Source organism: Microbacterium schleiferi, assembly GCF_038150145.1.
In the GTDB taxonomy this organism is placed as follows: domain Bacteria; phylum Actinomycetota; class Actinomycetes; order Actinomycetales; family Microbacteriaceae; genus Microbacterium; species Microbacterium schleiferi_B.
In genome coordinates, this window is the sequence record NZ_JBBWSA010000001.1 from 203,899 (window position 1) to 222,712 (window position 18,814).

An 18,814-nucleotide genomic window follows, 5' to 3' on the forward strand; every position below is an offset into this window, starting at 1 on the left:
AGCCTACCGAGGCCCCAGGGTGCGAAATTGGATTGATCCGACAAGAAACCCCGGTGAACGTGCAGCGAGGTCTACGGATGCTGCGCTGAATCTTCTGAGCGATTCCACAGCTCTGTCCACGCGACGCCGAGCTCGCGAGCCAGTCTTCGCAATGTCGACAGTGACATCCCGACCACTGTTGAAGGATCGCCCTCCACACGGGAAATGAACGGGCCGCCGAGGCTGTCGACCGTGAACGCGCCAGCAACGGCGAGCGGTTCGCCAGTTGCGACGTAGGCCTCGATCTCGGCATCCGTCATGTCGTCGACGAACGTCACCGAGGCGTAAGCCACCGCATGGGCTTCGATCGGAGTCTGCCCGGGGATGACGCGATACACACTGTGCCCGGAGTGCAGGATGCCGGTACGCCCCCGCATCGCGTGCCACCGCTCGGTTGCGATGGACGGCTCGTGCGGTTTACCCAGCACCCGGCCGTCGAGCTCGAACATCGAGTCGCCACCGATCACGAGCCCGTCGAATTCGGCGTCCTCGAGCGCGAGCCGCGCGACGACATCCAGGGCTTTGCGTCGTGCGAGCAGCAACACATGTTCGTCCGGCGGGAGCGTTCGCCCCTCGGCTGTCTCGACGGCGTGGATGACCGCATCTTCATCGACCTCCGGAGCCATGGTGAGCGGTTCGATACCGGCCTGGTGCAGCAGTGCGCGCCGGGCCGGGGAGGTGGATGCCAGCAGGACGCGCATCGTTCCAAGGTAGCGGGCCGTGAGATCCTCGATGCATGACCGGCGAAGTGGGACAGATCGTCGACCTCGAGATCACGGATGCCGCACACGGCGGCGTGTTCGTCGGCAGGCTCGATGGTCGCGTGGTGTTCACGGCAGACACGATCCCCGGTGAACGGGTGCGCGCCCGGCTCACCGACGCTTCGAAGGCGTCATTCTGGCGCGCGGACACCGTCGAGGTGACCGACCCATCGCCCCATCGCCAGCGCCACATTTGGCCTGAAGCCGATGTCGATCGCGATCCCGTAGATCGGCCCGGGGGCGCCGAGTTCGGTCACATCGAGCTCAGCCACCAGCGCGAACTCAAGCGGCACATCCTGGCGACAGCCCTGCAGCGCACCGGCCACCTGGAGGTGCCCGTCGAGTTCGAGGGCCCTCGCCCGGCATCCGTCGGCAACCACGTCGTTGCCGAGCAGCCCGACGGCACGCGGTGGCGAACCCGGGTCTCGTTGCACGTGGACGATGACGGTCGTCTGGGTGCGTACGCCGCGCGCAGCCATCGCGTCATTCCGACCGAGAGCATGCCGCTGGCGACGGCCGCGATCGAGCGGGCAGCCGCGGCGCTCGGACGTCACGCACCCGGGCGCGTCGACCTGGTCCAGCCCGCCGACGGCCACGTTCGCGTGCTCCCGCGCCCCGACGCCGCCGATCGACGTGGTGGCTCAGCCCGACGACCCAGCGAGGTCGTGGTCGAACACGTCGGTGCCCGGCGCTTCCGCGTCGATGCCGGCGGCTTTTGGCAGGTCCACCGCCTGGCGGCATCCACCCTCACAACCGTCGTCGCCGAAGAACTCGCTGACGGCATCGACCCTGACGGGTGGCACCTCGATCTCTACGGCGGCGTCGGCCTCTTCGGGGCGCTTCTGGGTGACCTGGCCGGCCCCGCGGCGCGCATCACCTCGGTCGAGGGGAACGAGCAGGCCACAGAGCACGCCGGCGAGAACCTCGCCGAGTGGGTCGGAGCGCGAGTGGAGACGGCGCGGGTAGACCGGTGGACGCGCGCACTTCGCCAGAAGATAAGCGACCGCGACCGGGAACGGCTCGCGCGCGGAACCGTCGTGCTCGACCCGCCCCGTACGGGCGCGGGTGCTGCCGTGGTCGACGATCTGGCAGCTTTGGGGCCGGCATCCATCGTCTATGTCGCGTGCGACCCGGTAGCTCTCGCCCGCGATCTCGCCCGCTTCGCCGACCACGGCTACCGAGCCGATCGCGTCCGCGGCATCGATCTGTTTCCCCATTCGCATCACATGGAGGCTGTCGCTCTGCTCAGACCCGATGCTGCTCGGTAGAGTGACCCCATGACGCGGGTGGCTCTGATCGATGACCATGAGTCCGTCCGCTTGGGGGTAGAGGCGGCGTGTGTGACAGACGGGGGTCCCGAGGTGGTTTTCTCGGGAAGCACTGTCACCGAGTACGTCCGCTGGCGGCGCGCGACGAGCGCGCCACCGGTCGACGTGGTCGTGCTCGATCTCACCCTGGGCGACGGAACGACAGTACGAGAGAACGTCGGGCGGCTCGTGGCCGACGGCTCCAGCATTCTGGTGCACTCGGTGGCGGACCGACCGTCGGCAGTGCGAGAAGCTCTCGTCGCCGGGGCCATTGGTGTCGTGAGCAAGGCCTCTCCGATCGATGACGTGATCTCGGCGATCCACGCCGTGGCCGACGGCGATCCCCTGAACAACGTCGAATGGGCGAGCGCCATCGAGGGCGATCGTGAGTTCGCGGACGCGCAGCTGTCGGCGCGGGAACGAGATGTGCTGCGTCTGTATGCCGCCGGCTTGCCTCTGAAAGCTGTCGCGGAGCGCCTGGGCATCGCGTATTCGACGGCGAAAGAGAACATCAGCCGCGTGCGGCTCAAGTACGTCGAGGTTGGGCGCTCGGCTTCTACGAAGTTCGACCTCATTCGTCGTGCGCTGGAAGACGGCCTCGTCTCGGCTGACGGGTTCGCTGCCGGAGCATCGGACAAGCGATGAGCGCCGACACTCACCCCCGCGAGCGAGCGCTGGCCGCCGCGTGGGCGCAGATTCCCCTTGCCCACGATCCGACGGCGGGGCTCGGGTCGTTCACCCGGCGGCGGATCGAGCGGATGATCAGCATCGTCTTGGCTGTCGGATCGCTCGCTCTCGGTGCGCAGGCGTTCGTGGCGGCACTGGGCTCGGTGCAGGAGCCCGAAGCGTGGCACGTGGCCTTCATGGTCGCGAACTTCGGGTCGCTGACGGCCCTGCTCGTGACCTATGTCGTGGGTCGGAGCATCCCACCCGCCGCGATAGCCTTCTGCGCCGTCTTCGTCGTGACGCTCGTCGCCTGGCCATTCGTCGTGGCGGGGCAGGACATCCCGGCGTCGGATCCGCCGTGGACGTGGTTCCTCGTCAGCGTGGTCACGGCGTCCTCGATCATGTTTCTGCCGTTGGTCTGGCAGATGGCGTGGACGGTCTTCGTGCCCGTGCTGTTCGGGATCACCCGCTTGGCCCAGGCTGGATTCGCTGTTGATTTCTGGTGGCCGACGCTGCTGGACGTCTCGTTCGCCATCATCCTGGGCGGGGTCTTCGTGACCCTGGGCTGGATGTTTCGCTCGATCGCCGACAATGTCGACGAGTCACGCCGCACTGCGGTGGAGACATACACCGCCGCGGCGGTCACCGAAGCGGCTGAGAGCGAGCGCGTCGCTGTCGCAGCCCTCATGCACGACAGCGTCCTCGCGGCACTCATCGCCTCTGAGCGCGCGCAAACGCCGCGTGAGCAGGGCCTTGCCGTGGCGATGGCGCGGGAGGCACTGACGCGACTTGCGAACGCCGAAACCGATGTGGGTCTTGGTAGCGACGCCCCTCGACCTTTCGGGACGCTCGTCGAGGAAGTCGAACGTGGCGCCCGCGGGCTCGGTGTCGATCTTGTCGTGGAACGCGCGTACGGCCACGACGCGCCCGAGATCCCTGGTCGGGTCGCGAACGCGCTGATCCTCGCCGCTATGCAGGCGATTGCCAATTCGATCGAGCACGCGGGCGGTATCGGCCTGACGGTGTCCGCCCGCCACGAGCATGACACCCAGCGGCTGCACATCGAGGTGCAGGACCTCGGCGATGGGTTCGATCTCGACACGGTCCCGGATGACCGACTCGGAATACGCGGGTCGATCATTGCTCGGGTTGCAGCCGTCGGTGGCACCGTGCACATCACGTCCGACTCGAGCGGAACGCTCGTGCGCCTCACGTGGCAGGGGGCCCGAGCATGATCAGCGTCCGCCGGCTCCTCATCGGCTTGGCCTTTGCGTTCACCGCATACCTGGCGGTGCGGGGGCTGTGGTGGACCGGCCCGTTCACCGAACCTCTCGTGCTCGTCGCCTCCGTGGCGCTCTACGTCGTGACCACCGGGGTCGCGCTGCTGTGGGGCAACCGGGATCCCGACGACGACGACGTCACGCCGGCCGCGCCCGCGGTGGCGCCGCGCGCGTCGTCCGATCGGATGCCGCTGGCAGCTGCGCTCATGGCGTTGGGGACGACGGTCATCGTTCCCAATGCGCTGTCGCTGGCTGTGCCGCGGGAGGCGATCGAGGAGCCCTACGTCGTCTGGTATCTCGGCGGCATCGGCGCTCTGATGGTCATCGTCATGGTGAGGCGTCGCCCGATCTTCGCGTGGGTGGGTATCGGTCTCCTCGCCGCGGTCTCGTGGTTCTGGCTCGGCATCCTCGACGCGCTCGAGAAGGGTCTTGTCGGCTCGATCCTGTGGGTGGGGTTGGCGCAGCTTCTGGTGATGCTCACCGATCGTGCCGCCAAAGACACCGCGAAGCTCGTGGAACTGCAGCGCGCGGCATCGGCGTGGCAGGCAGCCCACACCGTGCGTCAGCGGGAGCGCCGCGTGCAGATTCAGCGAGCGCTGTCGGTAGCTGGTCCGGTGCTTGCGCGCACGATCGCGCAGGGCGGAGCGTTGACCCCCGACGAACGCGTCGAGGCGAGGCTTGCCGAGGGAAGTCTGCGCGACGAACTGCGCGGAGCGCGCCTGCTCGACGATGCGGTTCGCCACGAACTCGAGTCAGCCCGCCGCCGTGGCGCGACCGTCACGGTTCTCGATGAGGGAGGCCTGGACGGCATCGACCCCGAGGGGCTGGCGAGTATCCGCGAGCGTCTGGTCACAGCTCTCCGCTCGGCGCATTCTGACCGGCTCTATATCCGCACGTCCCCCCACGAGAGCGTCGCGGTAACGGTCGTCGGTAGATCGGATGCCGGTCGCGGCCTCAGCGACGAAGACACCGTCGACCTGTGGACCGAGATCACTCGATTCCCCGCCGACCCCGACGCTGGGGCCTGACAGCCGTACGAAAAAGATGGTGAGGGTGGACAGATAGTCCACCCCCACCGGTGCGGACGGTTACCCGAAAACCGGCCGCGTGGCCGAACCTGGGCCGCGTCACACGAGAGGTGACGGCGGTTCAGCCGAACGCTACTGCGTTCCAGCGGTTCCAGTCTTGCCGAGTCGCAACGATTCGTCTGTAGGTATTTTGGGGGACAAAATTGGACTGCTTGGCGACCAGGCCAATTCTGTCGCCGAGGTCAACAGGGCGTGCGGTTCCAGCCCAGTTCGCGCCGAAGCGGCTCCCGCAGCGCCCGCTGCGAGAGTGCCCAGGCCGACCGCTGAGGCTCGTCGGCGACGGCCTCGGCGTGCTCGGTGACGTAGTGCTCAGCCACGACGGCGACGACTGCCGCGATCTCTTCGGCGGTCGCGTCGCCGCGCACGATGTTGATTGGCACGGCGGGCTCGCGTTCTTCGGGCGCTGGTTCTCGGGTACTCATCGCGTCCTACAGCGGGATATTTCCGTGCTTCTTCGGCGGGAGGCTTGCGCGCTTGCCGCGCAGGGACCGCAGCGCCTTGGCAATCGACACGCGCGTCTGGGCCGGTTCGATGATCCCGTCCAGCTCGCCGCGCTCGGCGGCCAGGAACGGGGATGCCACGTTGTAGGTGTACTCGTTGGCAAGCCGCGTTCGCACGGCGGCGACATCCTCGCCGGTCTCGCTGGCCCTCTTGAGCTCGCCCCGGTACAGGATGTTCACCGCACCCTGGCCTCCCATGACCGCGATCTCGGCGGTTGGCCAGGCGAGGTTGACGTCGGCGCCGAGTTGCTTGGATCCCATGACGATGTACGCGCCGCCGTAGGCCTTGCGCAGGATCACCGTCACGAGAGGCACTGTCGCCTCGGCGTACGCATAGAGCAGCTTGGCGCCACGGCGGATCACTCCCGTCCACTCCTGGTCGGTGCCTGGAAGGTATCCCGGAACATCGACGAGGGTCACGATCGGAATGGAGAACGCATCGCAGAAGCGAACGAAGCGGCTGGCCTTCTCGCCGGCCTCGATGTTGAGGGTGCCCGCCATCTGAGAGGGCTGGTTCGCGATGATGCCGACCGTCCGTCCCTCGATCCGGCCGAAGCCGATCACGATGTTCGGGGCGAACAACGGCTGCACCTCGAGGAAATCCCCGTCGTCGACGATGTGGCTGATGACGTCGTGGATGTCGTAGGGCTGGTTGGCGGAGTCAGGGATGATCGCATTCAGGGTGCGGTCGGCATCAGTGGTTTCCCACTCGAACGGACTCTCGTACTCGGGGATCTCGGCGAGGTTGTTGTCGGGAAGAAAGCCCAGCATCGTGCGGACGTAGTCGATCGCGTCATCCTCGTCTTCGGCGAGATAGTGCGCAACTCCCGACCGGGTGTTGTGCGTGTAGGCGCCGCCGAGCTCTTCCATCCCGACGTCCTCGCCGGTGACGGTCTTGATGACATCGGGGCCTGTCACGAACATCTGGCTCGTCTTGTCGACCATGATGACGAAGTCGGTGAGGGCGGGGGAGTACACGGCGCCACCGGCAGCAGGCCCCATGATGATCGAGATCTGCGGGATGACACCCGACGCGCGCGTGTTGAGTCGGAAGATCTCACCGTATTTTCCGAGGGCAACCACACCCTCCTGGATGCGCGCGCCGCCGGAATCCAGGATGCCGATGATCGGCATCCCGCACCGCAGCGCCAGCTCCATGACCTTGAGGATCTTCTCGCCGGCTACTTCGCCCAGCGAACCGCCGAAGGTTGAAAAATCCTGGGCGTAGACCGCTACCGTGCGGCCATGGATCGTGCCGGTGCCGGTGACCACGGAGTCGCCGTAGGGGCGCGATTTGTCCATCCCGAACGCCGTCGTGCGGTGGCGCACATATTCGTCGAGCTCGGTGAAGCTGCCGGGATCGACGAGCAGTTCGATGCGCTCGCGGGCGGTGAGCTTGCCCTTCGCGTGCTGCTTCTCGCGGGCTGATTCCTCGGCGGAGACGACAGCCTCCTGGTAGCGCGCGCGCAGATCGGCGATTTTGCCGGCCGTCGTGAACAGGTCGTTGTCGTCGGTCACGCCTCCACACTATCGGCGTGTCGCGGGAAGCCCTTGGAGACCTGCGACAACGCGCCGCGGCATCCGTTATGCCTTTCCCGCTGCGACGGGGCGGCAGCGGCTACCTGGCGGCCCTACAGTGAACGGATGCAGGCAGTCGACTTTCCGCGGACGGCGGCCATCGCTAGCCGACTGGATGTCCTCGCGCACACGGGATCCACGAACGCCGACCTTCTGGCGAGCGTGGCACGGCAGCCGGATGCGTACCCGCACCTGTCGGTGCTGGTGACCGACGACCAGCGGGCCGGCCGGGGGCGCCTGGATCGCACGTGGACGGCGCCGCCGGGGGCTGCCCTCGCGATCTCGGTCCTTCTCCGGGTACCGCATTTGCCGGCCGACCAGCGTGGCTGGGTTCCGCTGATCGCCGGTGCGGCGATGACACTCGCGATTCGGGGCCAGTTCGCCGCCGACGTTCCAGACGACAGCTCGCGCGTGGCGCTGAAGTGGCCGAATGACGTTCTGATCGACGGGGCGAAGGTGTGCGGCATCCTGTCGCAGATGGTGCCTGAGGAGCCTGATGCCATCGTCGTCGGCGCGGGGGTCAATACACGGATGACGCCCGAGCAGCTTCCCGTGCCCACTGCCACGTCATTGGCGATCGCCGGAGCAGGCGTCGACCTCGATCGCCTGCTCGCCGACTACCTCCGGGTTCTCGACCGGATGCTGCGGGCCGCCGTGTCCGTGGCGGGCGCCGGCGACGTTCGCGCCGAGATTCAGCGGCTCTGCGGGACCCTCGGGCGCGAGGTCCGCGTGATGCTGCCCGATGACCGGATGCTGGAGGGTGCCGCCGCCGGGCTCGACGATGCCGGGCGACTCGTCGTCGCGGTGGGCGGCGAATCAGTGCCGGTCGCGGCGGGGGACGTCATCCATGTCCGCTGAGACCCCCACAATGGGGGTATGTCGCTGCATTCAGGCACGGGTCCGTCGGGCTACTCCCCGCCGCCGAGCTCTGTCGGGCGGCCGCTGGCTCCCGCGCCGGGCGTCTCGACGCCTGAGCTGCTGATCGCGAAGATACGGGGTCGCCGGCCCGCGCTGATCCTGTCGGCGATCGTGCTCGTCGCTGTCGCCGCTGCGGCCGGCTACTTCTACGACAACCTGCCGGCGCCGTTCGAGAACTGGATGCTGCTGGCAGCAGCTGCCGTGGTCATCTTTGTGCTCGTGTTCCTGCCGTTTCTGGCGTGGCGCGCGCACGTGTACACGATCACGACGCGACGTGTCATCGAGCGCAGCGGGCTGTTCGTGACGCGGCGGCGCGAACTCGCGCACGTTCGCGGGTACTCGGTGCAGATGCGCCGGGGCCCGCTGCAGCGCCTCGCCGGCAGCGGCACGCTCATCCTCTCCAACGGTGTCGACGCACCGATGAGGATGACGCGTGTTCCGCAGGTGGCGCTCGTCCACGAAGTCCTCATCGATCAGGTCGAGGTCAACCAGATCCTCGCCCACCGCGACGGTCAGGCACCGTCCGAGTCCTGAGGTGACCCAGGCCTGGGCGCCAACGACGCGAGCGATCCACCGGCTTCGCGACAGAATGGATCCGAACGGGAGGACTGCTATGACCTATCGCGTCGGTGTGATCGGCGGCGGACAGTTGGCGCGAATGATGATCGCGCCCGCTGTCGAACTCGGCGTCGAGATCCGGGTGCTCGCCGAGCAGGAAGGGATGGCGGCGGCTCTCGCGGCATCCGCTGTCGGTGACTACCGAGATGCTGACACCGTGCTCGCCTTCGCGCGTGAAGTCGATGTCGTCACCTTCGACCACGAACACGTGCCGCAGCAGGTCCTGCGCGCGTTGGTGGACGCCGGCGTGGCAGTGCACCCCGGCCCCGACGCCCTCCGGTACGCGCAGGACAAGCTGCTGATGCGCACGCGGCTGCAAGAGATGGGGATGCCGCAGCCTGACTGGGCAGCCGTCACCGGCCCCGATGAACTCGGCGCCTTCCTCGACAGTCACGGCGGTCGTGCTGTCGTGAAGACGCCTCGAGGCGGGTACGACGGAAAGGGTGTGCGGGTCGTTTCGTCGCCGGATGGTGCTGCCGACTGGTTCACGGCGCTCGCCGAGGATGCCGGGGGCGGTGCGCTGCTGGTCGAAGAACTCGTCGAGTTCACCCGAGAGCTCGCGCAGCAGGTGGCCCGCACGCCGTCGGGCGCGGTTCGCGCCTATCCCGTGGTCGAGACCGTCCAGCGTGACGGTGTGTGCGCCGAGGTGCTCGCGCCGGCGCCGGGCGCCAGTGCTCGCCTCGCCGCGACAGCTGCCGAAGTCGGCGAGCGGATCGCCGAGGGGCTCGGTGTCACGGGGATGCTCGCCGTCGAGCTGTTCGAGACGGCGGATGACCGCATCCTCGTGAACGAGCTCGCGATGCGGCCGCACAACAGCGGCCACTGGAGCCAGGACGGTGCCGTGACGAGCCAGTTCGAACAGCACCTGCGTGCCGTGCTCGACCTCCCGTTGGGGGATACGTCGCCCGTTGCGCCGTGGTCGGTGATGATCAACATCCTCGGCGGGCCCAGCGAGGGCGGCCTCTCAGAGCGGTTCGCTGCGGCGATGGCTCAGCATCCGGCTGCTCGTATTCACACCTACGGCAAACAGCCGCGCCCGGGACGCAAGGTCGGGCACGTGAACGCCTTCGGCGCGGACCTCGACGACGTCGTCTACGACGCGCGCGCGGCAGCCGCGTTCTTCCAGGACTGAGGCGATACCGGGCGCCGGGACGGATGCCTAGTTCGAGGGCAGGCCGCGTCCGGTCAGCCACGCGCGCATCCGGTCGCGACCGTTCAGCCCCGCCGCATCCTTCACGCGACGGATGACGGCCTGACTCCATCCCGTCGGGCGTCCCTGGCTCGCGTGGTAGGCGGCGATCTCGGTGTCGTAGGCGGCGACGTCGGCATCCGTGATCGGCGTGTAGCGCTCGCGGGAGTGCACGACGCCCGGCGCGAGGCGCGGTTTGATCCCTGCGGTGTCGGTGGGATCGGGATACCCGACAGCGAGGCCGAACGCCACCATCGTCCGGGCGGGTAGCCCGATCAGCTCGGCAGCGCGCTCAGGGTTGTTGCGAACCGACCCGAGGTAGCAGGTTCCGAGCCCCAACGACTCCGCCGCGATGACCGCGTTCTGCGCGGCGAGCGCAGCGTCGACGAAGGCAACGAGGGTGGATTCAAGGTAGTCGGCAGCCTCGTCCGATGCGCCCTGAGCCGCCGCTATCGCCGAGGCGCGGGCCCAGTCTGCGATGAACAGCAGAATGACGGGAGCGTCAGCAACGAAGGTGCTCGCGCCGACCTCGCCCACGAGGGCACGGCGGGTCGCAGCATCCCGAACCTCGACGACGCTCCACAGCTGCAGGTTCGAGGAACTCGCGGCCGATTGGGCGGCAGCGACCATCGCGGTGATTGCCTCGTCGCTCACCGGCGCGTCAGTGAAGCTGCGCACCGTGTGGTGACGCAAGAGCCCTGCCAGCGTTGCCGAGTTGAGCGCGGCCGGCTCGGTCAGCTCGGGAGCCGCAGCGCCATACCGGGCGCGCAGCAGAGCATCGATGTCGTCCGCGATGCTGACGTGTTGTTCTGTCATCAGATCCCCTATCTTGCCTCCTATCTTGCCGAGTGCTGAGAGGTGATGCGCGTGATGCTCTAGAATCGGCATCATGCGCACCACGCTTTCCATCGATGACGCGCTACTTTCGCGCGCCAAGAAGCGCGCAGCCGACCGGGGCGTCACCCTCGGCGCCTTTCTGGATGACGCCCTGCGTGCCTACCTCGTCGAGAAGCCAGAGACCGCGGCTGTCGTCGACCTGCCCTCTTTCGAGGCTGGCGGAGTGCTGCCGGGGGTAGACGTCAGCTCCAATCGAGCGCTCTACGACCTGCTCGATGAGGACGAGTCGGTATCCCCGTGATTCTGGTCGATGTCAACGTGTTGGTTGCTGCCAGCGCCACCCGACATCCGGACCATGAGCCGGCCAGACGTTTCCTCGTGGAGCGTCTGGCTTCGGATGAGGTGCTCGTCCCCGATGCGGTGTGGTCAGGGTTTGTACGAGTGGCCACGAGTCGTCGAGTCTTCGAGAAGCCGTTGACACTTCCCGAAGCGGCCTCCTACGCCAAAGCCATCACCCGGGCTCCGGGCTACCGGTCTGTTCCCGGCCTCACTGACGGGATCGAGCCGTTCCTCGACATGTGCGTTGCTTCCGGTGCGATCGGAAACCTTGTGTCGGATGCCTACATTGCGGCAGTCGCCCGTGCCCACGCGTGCCCGGTCGCAACTTTTGATCGTGACTTCGGTCGCTTCGAGGGCATCGACGCGATCCGCCCTTCCTGACGGATTCTCCCTTCGGGGGTGCCGTTCCGGGCAATCCCCAGCCATGCACCCTAGCCTGGTCCGGTGACCGCTGCGCTCCACAGTTCCCCCGCCCCGCTCGTCGGTGTCGTCATGGGTTCAGACTCCGACTGGCGGGTCATGAGCGATGCGTCCCAGGCGCTCACAGACTTCGGTGTGCCCCACGAGGTCGAGGTGGTCTCTGCCCACCGTACGCCCGACAAGCTCGTCGCCTACGGCCGAGAGGCGCGAGGGCGCGGCATCCGTGTCATCATCGCGGGAGCTGGCGGCGCCGCGCACCTGCCCGGCATGCTCGCCTCTGTCACCGCACTTCCGGTCATCGGCGTTCCCGTTCCTCTGGCTACCCTCGACGGCCTGGATTCACTCCTGAGCATCGTTCAGATGCCCGCCGGCATCCCGGTCGCAACCGTCTCGATCGGCGGCGCCCGCAATGCTGGGCTCTTGGCGGTACGGATGCTGGGAATCGCCGATCCCGCGCACGCCGACGCCATCGAGAACTACGCGCGCGAACTCGAGGGCGTCGTCGAGGAGAAGAACCGGCGGCTCAAGGAGGCGCTGTGAGCGTCGCAAGCCCCCCACGGATGGCCGGAGCGCAGCAATCAGCGCGGCGGCCTGTGATCGAGAACCGTCCGCTTCGGTATCCCAACACGGCGTCGCGACCGATGATGACGCGTCGGGCGTGGTGGCTGCTGGTTCTGAACTTCCTCATCCCTGGATCGGCGCAGGTTCTTGCCGGAAACCGTCGCCTCGGTCGGTTCGGGCTCGGTGCGACTCTCTTCGGCTGGATGCTGATCGCGCTCTCCATCGTCACGCTGTTGCTCTGGCAGCAAGCCTTCGTCGCGATCGCGACGAACTGGTTCGTGTTGCTCGGCGTGCAGGGTCTTCTGTTCGCCTACCTGGTTCTGTGGATCATCCTCACGATCGACACCCTGCGTCTCGTACGGCTCGTGCGCACCGGGTCGATCACGCGATTCGCCGTTGCACTCGTTGGCGTCGGGGCTCTCGTTCTCGCCGGCAGCGGCGTGGTCTGGGCATCCGACCGGCTCGGAGGCGTGCGTGATTCGTTCGGTGCGATCTTCGCCGAGTCAGGACCGTCCGTGCCACCGTCGGACGGCTACTACAACATCCTGCTGCTCGGCGCCGACAGCGGCGAAGGCCGCGACTCAATGCGGTACGACAGCATCTCGGTCGCCTCGATTAACGCCGACACGGGTGCCGTGACGATCACCGGCATCCCGCGCGACATGGTCAACGTCCCGTTCGCGCCGGGGCCCATGCAAGACCTCTACCCGAACGGGCACACCGGTCACTCGGACCCGGTCTGCGGGTGGGGGAGTGGCATCAATCAGCTGCGCACCGAGGTCGAAGTCTGCCGCGACGGCAACGCGCTGTATCCGGAGGCTGCCGCCAACGGCTCCGCGCCGGGCATCGAGGCGACCAAGGATGCCGCCGAGGGCCTGCTCGGGATCGAGATCCCGTACTACGTCTTCATCGACATGCACGGGTTCGCCGCCCTCATCGATGCGCTCGGCGGCGTCGATATCGACGTGTCCGAGCGGCTTCCCGAGGGCGGCGGGCCTTCGTACGACGGGCAACCTGCGGAGGAATGGGCAACCGGCTGGATCGAGCCGGGGTTCCAGCACATGGACGGTGACACGGCGCAGTGGTACGCGCGCTCTCGGTACACCACGAATGACTGGGATCGGATGCTGCGCCAGCGCCAGCTGCAGGAGGCGATCCTCGCGCAGTTCACGCCGATGAACGTCCTCAATCGGTTTAACGAGGTGCTGGACGCCGGCACGGCTATCGTGCAGACCGACATCCCGCAGTCGATGGTTCCGTACTTCGCTGAGCTTGCCCTCAAGTCCAAGGAGCAGCCGGTCACCACCATCGAGCTCACTCCCTCGGGCGTGGGCGGCATCGGCATCATCCCCGAAGAACTTTCGGCCGATGATGTTGCCTTCATCCAGAACTACCTGCAGCAGGCGCTGCATCCGCCGACACCCACGCCCACGCCTGCCGCGTGATGCGTTCGGCTCTACGAAGAGGCTCCATTCTGTGACGACGACTTTGCGCGTGGTGCTCGACCAGCTGGTCACGCCAACCGATCCCGACCTGGCGATGGCTTCGCGGGAGTTGACGCGTGCCCTGATCGCTGCTGCGCCACGGGGGTGTGAGGTCTCTGCGGTTGTTCCGGCGGCCGGCGACGACGCGCTCGCCGAGGTGCGGACACTGGAAGGGCTTGCGGGCGTCGAGTCTTCCCCGATCCCGCGCCGGGAACTGTCGACCGCGCTCTCCCTGGGCCTCCCCAGCGGCCTTGGCGGTGAGATGCTGCACTCGCCGACGCTCTTCGCGCCGCTCGTGCGTCACGACCGCGTTCACAATCACGAGCAGACCGTCGTCACGATCTGGGACCTCACGCCCTGGACCCATCCTGAGCGCGTTTCGAAGACGTCCCTCGCGTGGCATCGGGCGATGCTCAAGCGCGCCGAAAAGCACGCGGATGCTGTCATCGTGCCGCTGCACGCCATGGCCGACGAGCTCGCGGAACGCACGAAGCTCCGCGGGCGAATCCGGGTGATCGCTGGCGCTGCGCCCGAGGGTTTCGCTGAACCGCGCGACGTGATTGGCCGTCGGCGCACGCTGGGGGTTCCAGAAGGCGCGGTCGTTGTCGATGCAGCTGGGTCTTCGGCAGGCGAGCTGGGAGAGGTCCTTGCCGCGCTCGGTCGGAACGTTCCGGATGCGCCTGTGGTTGTTCTCGACGCGCCGTCGGATGCGGGGGCTGCGCTCGGTTCTTTTACTGCTCTCTCTGCGACGGATGCGGCGGATCGCTCATCTGCGCTGGCCGCGGCGTCCGTGTTCCTCGCTCCCCGGGTCACGCCCGCCTACGGGTGGCGAGCACTCGAGACGCTCGCACTGGGAACGCCCATTGTGGCGGCGGCATCCGCTGTAAACCGGGAGCTCGTAGGAGACGGTGGAACCGTTGTCGATGGTGGCCCCGAGGATCTCGCGGCGGCCGTTGCGGCACTCTTAGCCTCGGATACCGATCACACGCGGGCCGCGACCCTCGCTGCTGACCGTGGCCGGGGCTTTTCCTGGCGCGAAGCCGGCGATCGCGTCTGGCAACTGCACGCGGATCTCTAGTTACCGGCCCGGCGTTCCGCGCCACGAGAGCATACTTGCGTCACACTAGTAACATGGCGCGATTTATAGGCCGGGATCGACGGCGACTTCGACGGCTAGCGCTGGCCGCCTGGTCTGTGGTGGCCTCCGGGCTTGTTGTCGCGGGCGGTCTTGTTGGTCTCGCCCCCGTGCCGAGCGCAGCTGGTGTGCAGACGTCAGCCTCCGAGGTTTCGGCGTCTCTTGTTGATGCATCGATTGCAAAGACTGCCGATCTCAGCCAGTTCAACCCCGGCAACATCATCAGTGACACGGTCTTCTACAACTCGGCCACGATGACCGAGGCGCAGATCCAGTCGTTCCTCGCATCGAAGGTCTCTTCGTGCCGGTCAGGGTACACGTGTCTCAAGGACTACTACGTGCAGACGCGGTCCATCGGTGCTAGTGCGATGTGCGGAGCCTATTCGGGCGGAGGGACGGAACGTGCTTCTCGCGTGATCTACAAGGTTGCGCAGGCGTGTGGGATCAACCCGCAGGTGCTTATCGTGATGCTGCAGAAAGAGCAGGGGCTCGTCACGTCGACGGCTCCGAGCTCGTGGGCCTACCAGGCAGCCATGGGGCAGGGGTGCCCTGATACGGCGGGTTGCGATGTGTATTACTACGGCTTCTTCAACCAGATGTACGGGGCCGCCCGCCAGTTGAAGATCTACACGGTGTATCCCACGTCGTTCAACTACCAGGCTGGCCGCACCAACACGATCTACTGGAGCCCGAAGGCCGCCTGTGGTACGTCGCAGGTATACATCGAGAACCAGGCCACCGCGAATCTCTATATCTTCACGCCCTACCGTCCCAACGCAGCCGCACTGCGCGCGGGCTACGGTACCGGTGACAGCTGTTCGAGTTACGGAAACCGCAACTTCTACAACTACTTCACCGACTGGTTCGGTTCCACGCAGGCGCCAGATAGTGTGCTGTATTCAGTTAGCGGAGCCATCTACTTCGTTTCCGCGGGCGCGAGGTATCACATCCTGCCCTCAGTCTGGCCAGCCTACAAGCGCGCATTCGGTGATGCGTATAACGTCGATCAGTCGTTCATTGATCACTTCACAGACGCAGGGAAGGCGACACTCTTCTTGCACGACAATGCGCGCGGGGTTGTTGCCTACCTCGACGCCGGCGCAACGCATCGATTCCCTACGTGTGGTCTCGTCTCGTCGTGGGGAGGAGGGTGGTGCGCGTCTCTGACTCGCATGGATGGGGACGATTTCGCCCGCATACCGAGCGGCTCGACAATGACGGAGTTTGCGTCGGCCGCGTCAGGCGGTTTCGTGTATCGGATTGTCGAAGGGGGCCTTCAGCCCTACGTAGACATGGCCACCGCTGCAGCATCCAATGGCGGAAAGACGCCTTACGCCGCAACAATGCCCGATTCAGTGGTCAGCCGATTCACGAAGTCACGAATGATCTTCCCTACTGGATCGTGGATCACTATCGCAGGCAGCAGTCGAGTGTGGATGCCGCTCTCGGATGGTCGGCTGATCTACTTGCCTTCGTGGGAGACTGCTTCTCAGATCGGACTCACGCGTGCGGTGTCCTACGTCGGTCTACAGGACGCCGCGATGGAGGGCTACGCACAGTCGGGTAGTCTCACGTCGTTCGTCAGCTGTCGTGGGGGTTCCTATTTCGGCGGCGAGGGCGTCTTGTATCCGATTTCCCCGGACGCGGCAACGGGTTTTTCGATTGTCGCGCTACCTGATGATCTGTGCGCCAAGCTAACCGTGTCGGAGTCCGCCGCTGGCCCGCTGTTCATCGCACCCGCCGGCTCTTACCACGTCTATGTTGCGGTAGATGGTCTCTTTCAACACGTCGAAAATCCGTCGAAGCTGGCCCAACTTGCTGGCGGTGCAACCCCCCGTGTCATCAGCGTCTCGGCTTCCGCCGTCGCACGGCTGCCGGTCCTGGAGCTCGGCGTGGTATCAGGAGCGTTCATCGCACAATCCGGCACCCCCGCGGTCTACCTCGTGGACGACCTACAGCTGCATCATCTGCCGAGCTGGCTCGTAGCGCAGAACCTCGGTCTCGGCACCTCAGCGATCTCTGTAAGCTCGGCGACAATGAGCCGCCTGGCTGAGAGTACCGACCCGCTCAGCCATTTCGTGAGCTGCGACGGAGCCCTCTTCTCTCCGGCAGGTGGCGTGCTCAGCCGAGTAACCTCCGGCGATTCGGCAGGAAATCCGGTGGTCGCCTTGTCGAGCGGCACCTGCGGCAAGCTAGATCTCAGTGGTTCCGACGTCACAGGGCGAGTCTTCCTGACCGATGGCACCTCGTGGGTTGTCGCGGAATCAGGTGGCTTCCGTCGGCTTAGCTCCGCTGATGAGGCAGCGCAACTCAATGGCGGGGTCGCCCCGACGGGTCAGACCGTTTCCGCTGCATATCTCGCATGGCTTCGACCGCCGACGACCTGAAACTTCGGCGAGATAGCTCGGATACAATCAACGGGGTCCGCCGTTCGACGGGCCTGGAGGAGTGACCGTATTGACCGCCGACCGCTTCGTTGTCAATTTGTCGGAGTACGATACCCCGGGCCGCGGCCGGGGAGTTTTGGATGTGTTCCGGCGCCGATATCTCCTCACCTTGCTGGTGCGTAAGGGCACCGCAACCCGGTATCGCAACTCCGTCTTGGGATGGACATGGTCGTATGTCAAGCCAGCGGCGCAGTTCGCCGTCTACTACTTCGTGATGGGGATCGTTCTCGGAATCCATCATGACGTCGAGTACTTTGCTGTGTACCTGTTCTCCGGGGTTGTGGTCATCAATCTCTTCAACGAGGGCTTCGGGAACGCGACGAGTTCGATCGTTGATAACGGATCGCTCGTAAAGAAGATTTACCTGCCGCGTGAGCTATTTCCAGTCGCATCGATCATCGTCGCATTTATTCACTTTCTGCCGCAGCTTGCCATTCTCCTCGTCATATGTTTGATCATCGGTTGGAGTCCGACGCTTCTTGGCATCGTGGGTATTCTGCTGGGTGCTCTATTGATCTTGAGCTTTGCGCTCGGGCTCGGGTTGTTCTTCGCGGGTATAAACGTGAGGTTTCGTGACGCTCAGAACGTTGTAGAAATCATTCGGATGTTCTCGACCTGGACCTCTCCCATCCTCTATCTCTGGACATATGTCGAGGCTGCACTCCCCGCCTGGGCCTTTCACATATACATGTTGAATCCGATCACGATCGCAGTACAGTTGTTCCAGTACGGGTTCTGGGAGGCAACAGTCAGCAGCAGCCCCGGGCTTCCTCCGCACTTCGTCACGTATGCAATCGTCGCTTCGGGAATCACGTTGATCGTGCTTGTTTTGGGCCAATTTACCTTCCGTCGATTCGAGCGTTCATTCGCGCAGGACCTTTGATGAAGACCACTATGGAGATGTACGCGTCGGAGCGACCGGCGATCATCGTGGACGACGTGTCCAAACGATTCATGCGGCGCAATACGCATTCCTTCAAGGAAGCGTTCATCGGTTGGATCAAGGGGAAGCGTGTTCGGGCCGATGTCTTCGAGGCATTGAGGGGCGTGAGCTTTCACGTCGGTGAGGGCGAGGCGGTGGCCGTTCTCGGGTTGAATGGCTCGGGAAAGTCGACAACATTGAAGCTCATCTCCGGAGTCTTGGAGCCGGACTCTGGAAGAGTCTTCACTCGCGGGCGAGTGGCGGGCCTGATCGAGGTAGGTGCGGGGTTTCATCCCGATCTCTCTGGAAGAGAAAATGTGTTTCTCAATGCGGCGATTCTGGGAATGTCGCGTAGCGAGACCGAGGCCAGATTCGACGACATCGTAGCGTTCTCGGAGATAGGTGACTTCATCGATCAGGAAGTCAAGCATTACTCTTCCGGTATGTTCATGCGTCTTGCTTTCTCGGTGGCAATTCACGTCGAACTAGATGTCTTGTTGGTAGACGAGATTCTCTCTGTCGGCGATGGTCCGTTTCGCGCGAAATGTGCGGCGAAGATCAAGGAGCTTACGGCGAGCGGTGTGACGATGCTCGTTGTGAGTCACGACATGAACATGGTCCAACAGCTCTGCGAACGAGGCATAGTCATCGAGAAGGGCGCGAAGATTTTCGATGGACCGGTGGCTGAGGCCGTATCTTTGTTGCGGGGCTGAACATCGGAGCGT

19 protein-coding genes are annotated in these 18,814 nt (G+C 65.5%); 15 read left to right on the forward strand and 4 right to left on the reverse strand.

Annotated features, from left to right (window positions below; all coding sequences use genetic code 11):
• Nucleotides 1-71: 71 nt before the first annotated feature.
• Nucleotides 72-740, reverse strand: a complete 669-nt coding sequence (locus AADH62_RS00875; RefSeq protein ID WP_341577849.1) for a Maf family protein — start codon at nucleotides 738-740, stop codon at nucleotides 72-74.
• Nucleotides 741-775: 35 nt separating this feature from the next.
• Between AADH62_RS00875 and AADH62_RS00880 the strand changes: the two genes are divergently transcribed.
• Genes AADH62_RS00880 through AADH62_RS00895 form a run of 4 tightly spaced genes read left to right on the forward strand, consistent with a single transcriptional unit; the run spans nucleotide 776 to nucleotide 5,081 of the window.
• Nucleotides 776-2,068 (forward strand): class I SAM-dependent RNA methyltransferase, encoded by a 1,293-nt coding sequence (locus AADH62_RS00880; RefSeq protein WP_300591949.1) that lies wholly within the window; start codon nucleotides 776-778, stop codon nucleotides 2,066-2,068.
• 9 nt (nucleotides 2,069-2,077) lie between these two features.
• Nucleotides 2,078-2,752, forward strand: a complete 675-nt coding sequence (locus tag AADH62_RS00885) for a response regulator transcription factor (protein WP_300591951.1) — start codon at nucleotides 2,078-2,080, stop codon at nucleotides 2,750-2,752.
• Nucleotides 2,749-4,008, forward strand: a complete 1,260-nt coding sequence (locus AADH62_RS00890) for an ATP-binding protein (RefSeq protein WP_341577850.1) — start codon at nucleotides 2,749-2,751, stop codon at nucleotides 4,006-4,008. The genes AADH62_RS00885 and AADH62_RS00890 overlap by 4 nt, the downstream gene beginning before the upstream one ends.
• Nucleotides 4,005-5,081, forward strand: coding sequence for a hypothetical protein (locus tag AADH62_RS00895; RefSeq protein WP_341577851.1), 1,077 nt, complete (start codon nucleotides 4,005-4,007; stop codon nucleotides 5,079-5,081). Before AADH62_RS00890 ends, AADH62_RS00895 begins: the two co-directional genes overlap by 4 nt.
• A 242-nt stretch (nucleotides 5,082-5,323) precedes the next feature.
• Here AADH62_RS00895 and AADH62_RS00900 read toward each other — a convergent pair whose 3' ends face one another.
• Both AADH62_RS00900 and AADH62_RS00905 read right to left on the reverse strand, forming a co-directional pair.
• Entirely contained in the window at nucleotides 5,324-5,521 is a 198-nt protein-coding gene (locus tag AADH62_RS00900; RefSeq protein WP_300592312.1) for an acyl-CoA carboxylase epsilon subunit, read from the reverse strand.
• 48 nt (nucleotides 5,522-5,569) lie between these two features.
• Nucleotides 5,570-7,159 carry an acyl-CoA carboxylase subunit beta gene (locus tag AADH62_RS00905; RefSeq protein WP_341577852.1) on the reverse strand — a complete coding sequence of 530 codons (1,590 nt, stop codon included), beginning with the start codon at nucleotides 7,157-7,159 and terminating at the stop codon, nucleotides 5,570-5,572.
• Between the two features lie 126 nt (nucleotides 7,160-7,285).
• Here AADH62_RS00905 and AADH62_RS00910 point away from each other — a divergent pair, with 126 nt between their 5' ends.
• Genes AADH62_RS00910 through AADH62_RS00920 form a run of 3 tightly spaced genes read left to right on the forward strand, consistent with a single transcriptional unit; the run spans nucleotide 7,286 to nucleotide 9,887 of the window.
• Complete coding sequence (locus AADH62_RS00910) at nucleotides 7,286-8,077, forward strand: biotin--[acetyl-CoA-carboxylase] ligase (RefSeq protein WP_341577853.1); 792 nt, start codon at nucleotides 7,286-7,288, stop codon at nucleotides 8,075-8,077.
• 18 nt (nucleotides 8,078-8,095) lie between these two features.
• Entirely contained in the window at nucleotides 8,096-8,671 is a 576-nt protein-coding gene (locus AADH62_RS00915; protein WP_341577854.1) for a PH domain-containing protein, read from the forward strand.
• The gene (locus tag AADH62_RS00920; protein WP_425355634.1) at nucleotides 8,610-9,887 is read left to right on the forward strand and encodes a 5-(carboxyamino)imidazole ribonucleotide synthase; all 1,278 of its coding nucleotides are present in this window, start codon (nucleotides 8,610-8,612) and stop codon (nucleotides 9,885-9,887) included. The genes AADH62_RS00915 and AADH62_RS00920 overlap by 62 nt, the downstream gene beginning before the upstream one ends.
• Before the next feature lie 27 nt (nucleotides 9,888-9,914).
• On the opposite strand, the gene AADH62_RS00925 is transcribed toward AADH62_RS00920, so the two are convergent.
• Nucleotides 9,915-10,760 carry a nitroreductase family protein gene (locus AADH62_RS00925; RefSeq protein ID WP_341577855.1) on the reverse strand — a complete coding sequence of 282 codons (846 nt, stop codon included), beginning with the start codon at nucleotides 10,758-10,760 and terminating at the stop codon, nucleotides 9,915-9,917.
• 73 nt (nucleotides 10,761-10,833) lie between these two features.
• Between AADH62_RS00925 and AADH62_RS00930 the strand changes: the two genes are divergently transcribed.
• The 8 genes from AADH62_RS00930 to AADH62_RS00965 all read left to right on the forward strand — a co-directional run bounded on the left by AADH62_RS00930 (nucleotide 10,834) and on the right by AADH62_RS00965 (nucleotide 18,802).
• Entirely contained in the window at nucleotides 10,834-11,082 is a 249-nt protein-coding gene (locus AADH62_RS00930; RefSeq protein WP_341577856.1) for a CopG family transcriptional regulator, read from the forward strand.
• Entirely contained in the window at nucleotides 11,079-11,501 is a 423-nt protein-coding gene (locus tag AADH62_RS00935) for a TA system VapC family ribonuclease toxin (RefSeq protein WP_341577857.1), read from the forward strand. The genes AADH62_RS00930 and AADH62_RS00935 overlap by 4 nt, the downstream gene beginning before the upstream one ends.
• Nucleotides 11,502-11,612: 111 nt before the next feature.
• A complete protein-coding gene (gene purE / locus AADH62_RS00940) occupies nucleotides 11,613-12,080 on the forward strand; it encodes a 5-(carboxyamino)imidazole ribonucleotide mutase (protein WP_341578014.1) in 468 nt (155 codons plus the stop codon).
• On the forward strand, nucleotides 12,077-13,546 hold the full coding sequence (locus tag AADH62_RS00945; RefSeq protein WP_341577858.1) for an LCP family protein: 1,470 nt from the start codon (nucleotides 12,077-12,079) through the stop codon (nucleotides 13,544-13,546). The genes purE and AADH62_RS00945 overlap by 4 nt, the downstream gene beginning before the upstream one ends.
• A gap of 31 nt (nucleotides 13,547-13,577) precedes the next feature.
• Entirely contained in the window at nucleotides 13,578-14,663 is a 1,086-nt protein-coding gene (locus tag AADH62_RS00950; protein WP_341577859.1) for a glycosyltransferase, read from the forward strand.
• A 185-nt stretch (nucleotides 14,664-14,848) separates the two neighbouring features.
• Entirely contained in the window at nucleotides 14,849-17,107 is a 2,259-nt protein-coding gene (locus AADH62_RS00955; protein WP_341577860.1) for a hypothetical protein, read from the forward strand.
• Between the two features lie 61 nt (nucleotides 17,108-17,168).
• Nucleotides 17,169-18,050 carry an ABC transporter permease gene (locus AADH62_RS00960; RefSeq protein ID WP_341577861.1) on the forward strand — a complete coding sequence of 294 codons (882 nt, stop codon included), beginning with the start codon at nucleotides 17,169-17,171 and terminating at the stop codon, nucleotides 18,048-18,050.
• On the forward strand, nucleotides 18,050-18,802 hold the full coding sequence (locus tag AADH62_RS00965; protein WP_341577862.1) for an ABC transporter ATP-binding protein: 753 nt from the start codon (nucleotides 18,050-18,052) through the stop codon (nucleotides 18,800-18,802). Before AADH62_RS00960 ends, AADH62_RS00965 begins: the two co-directional genes overlap by 1 nt.
• Nucleotides 18,803-18,814 lie beyond the last annotated feature (12 nt).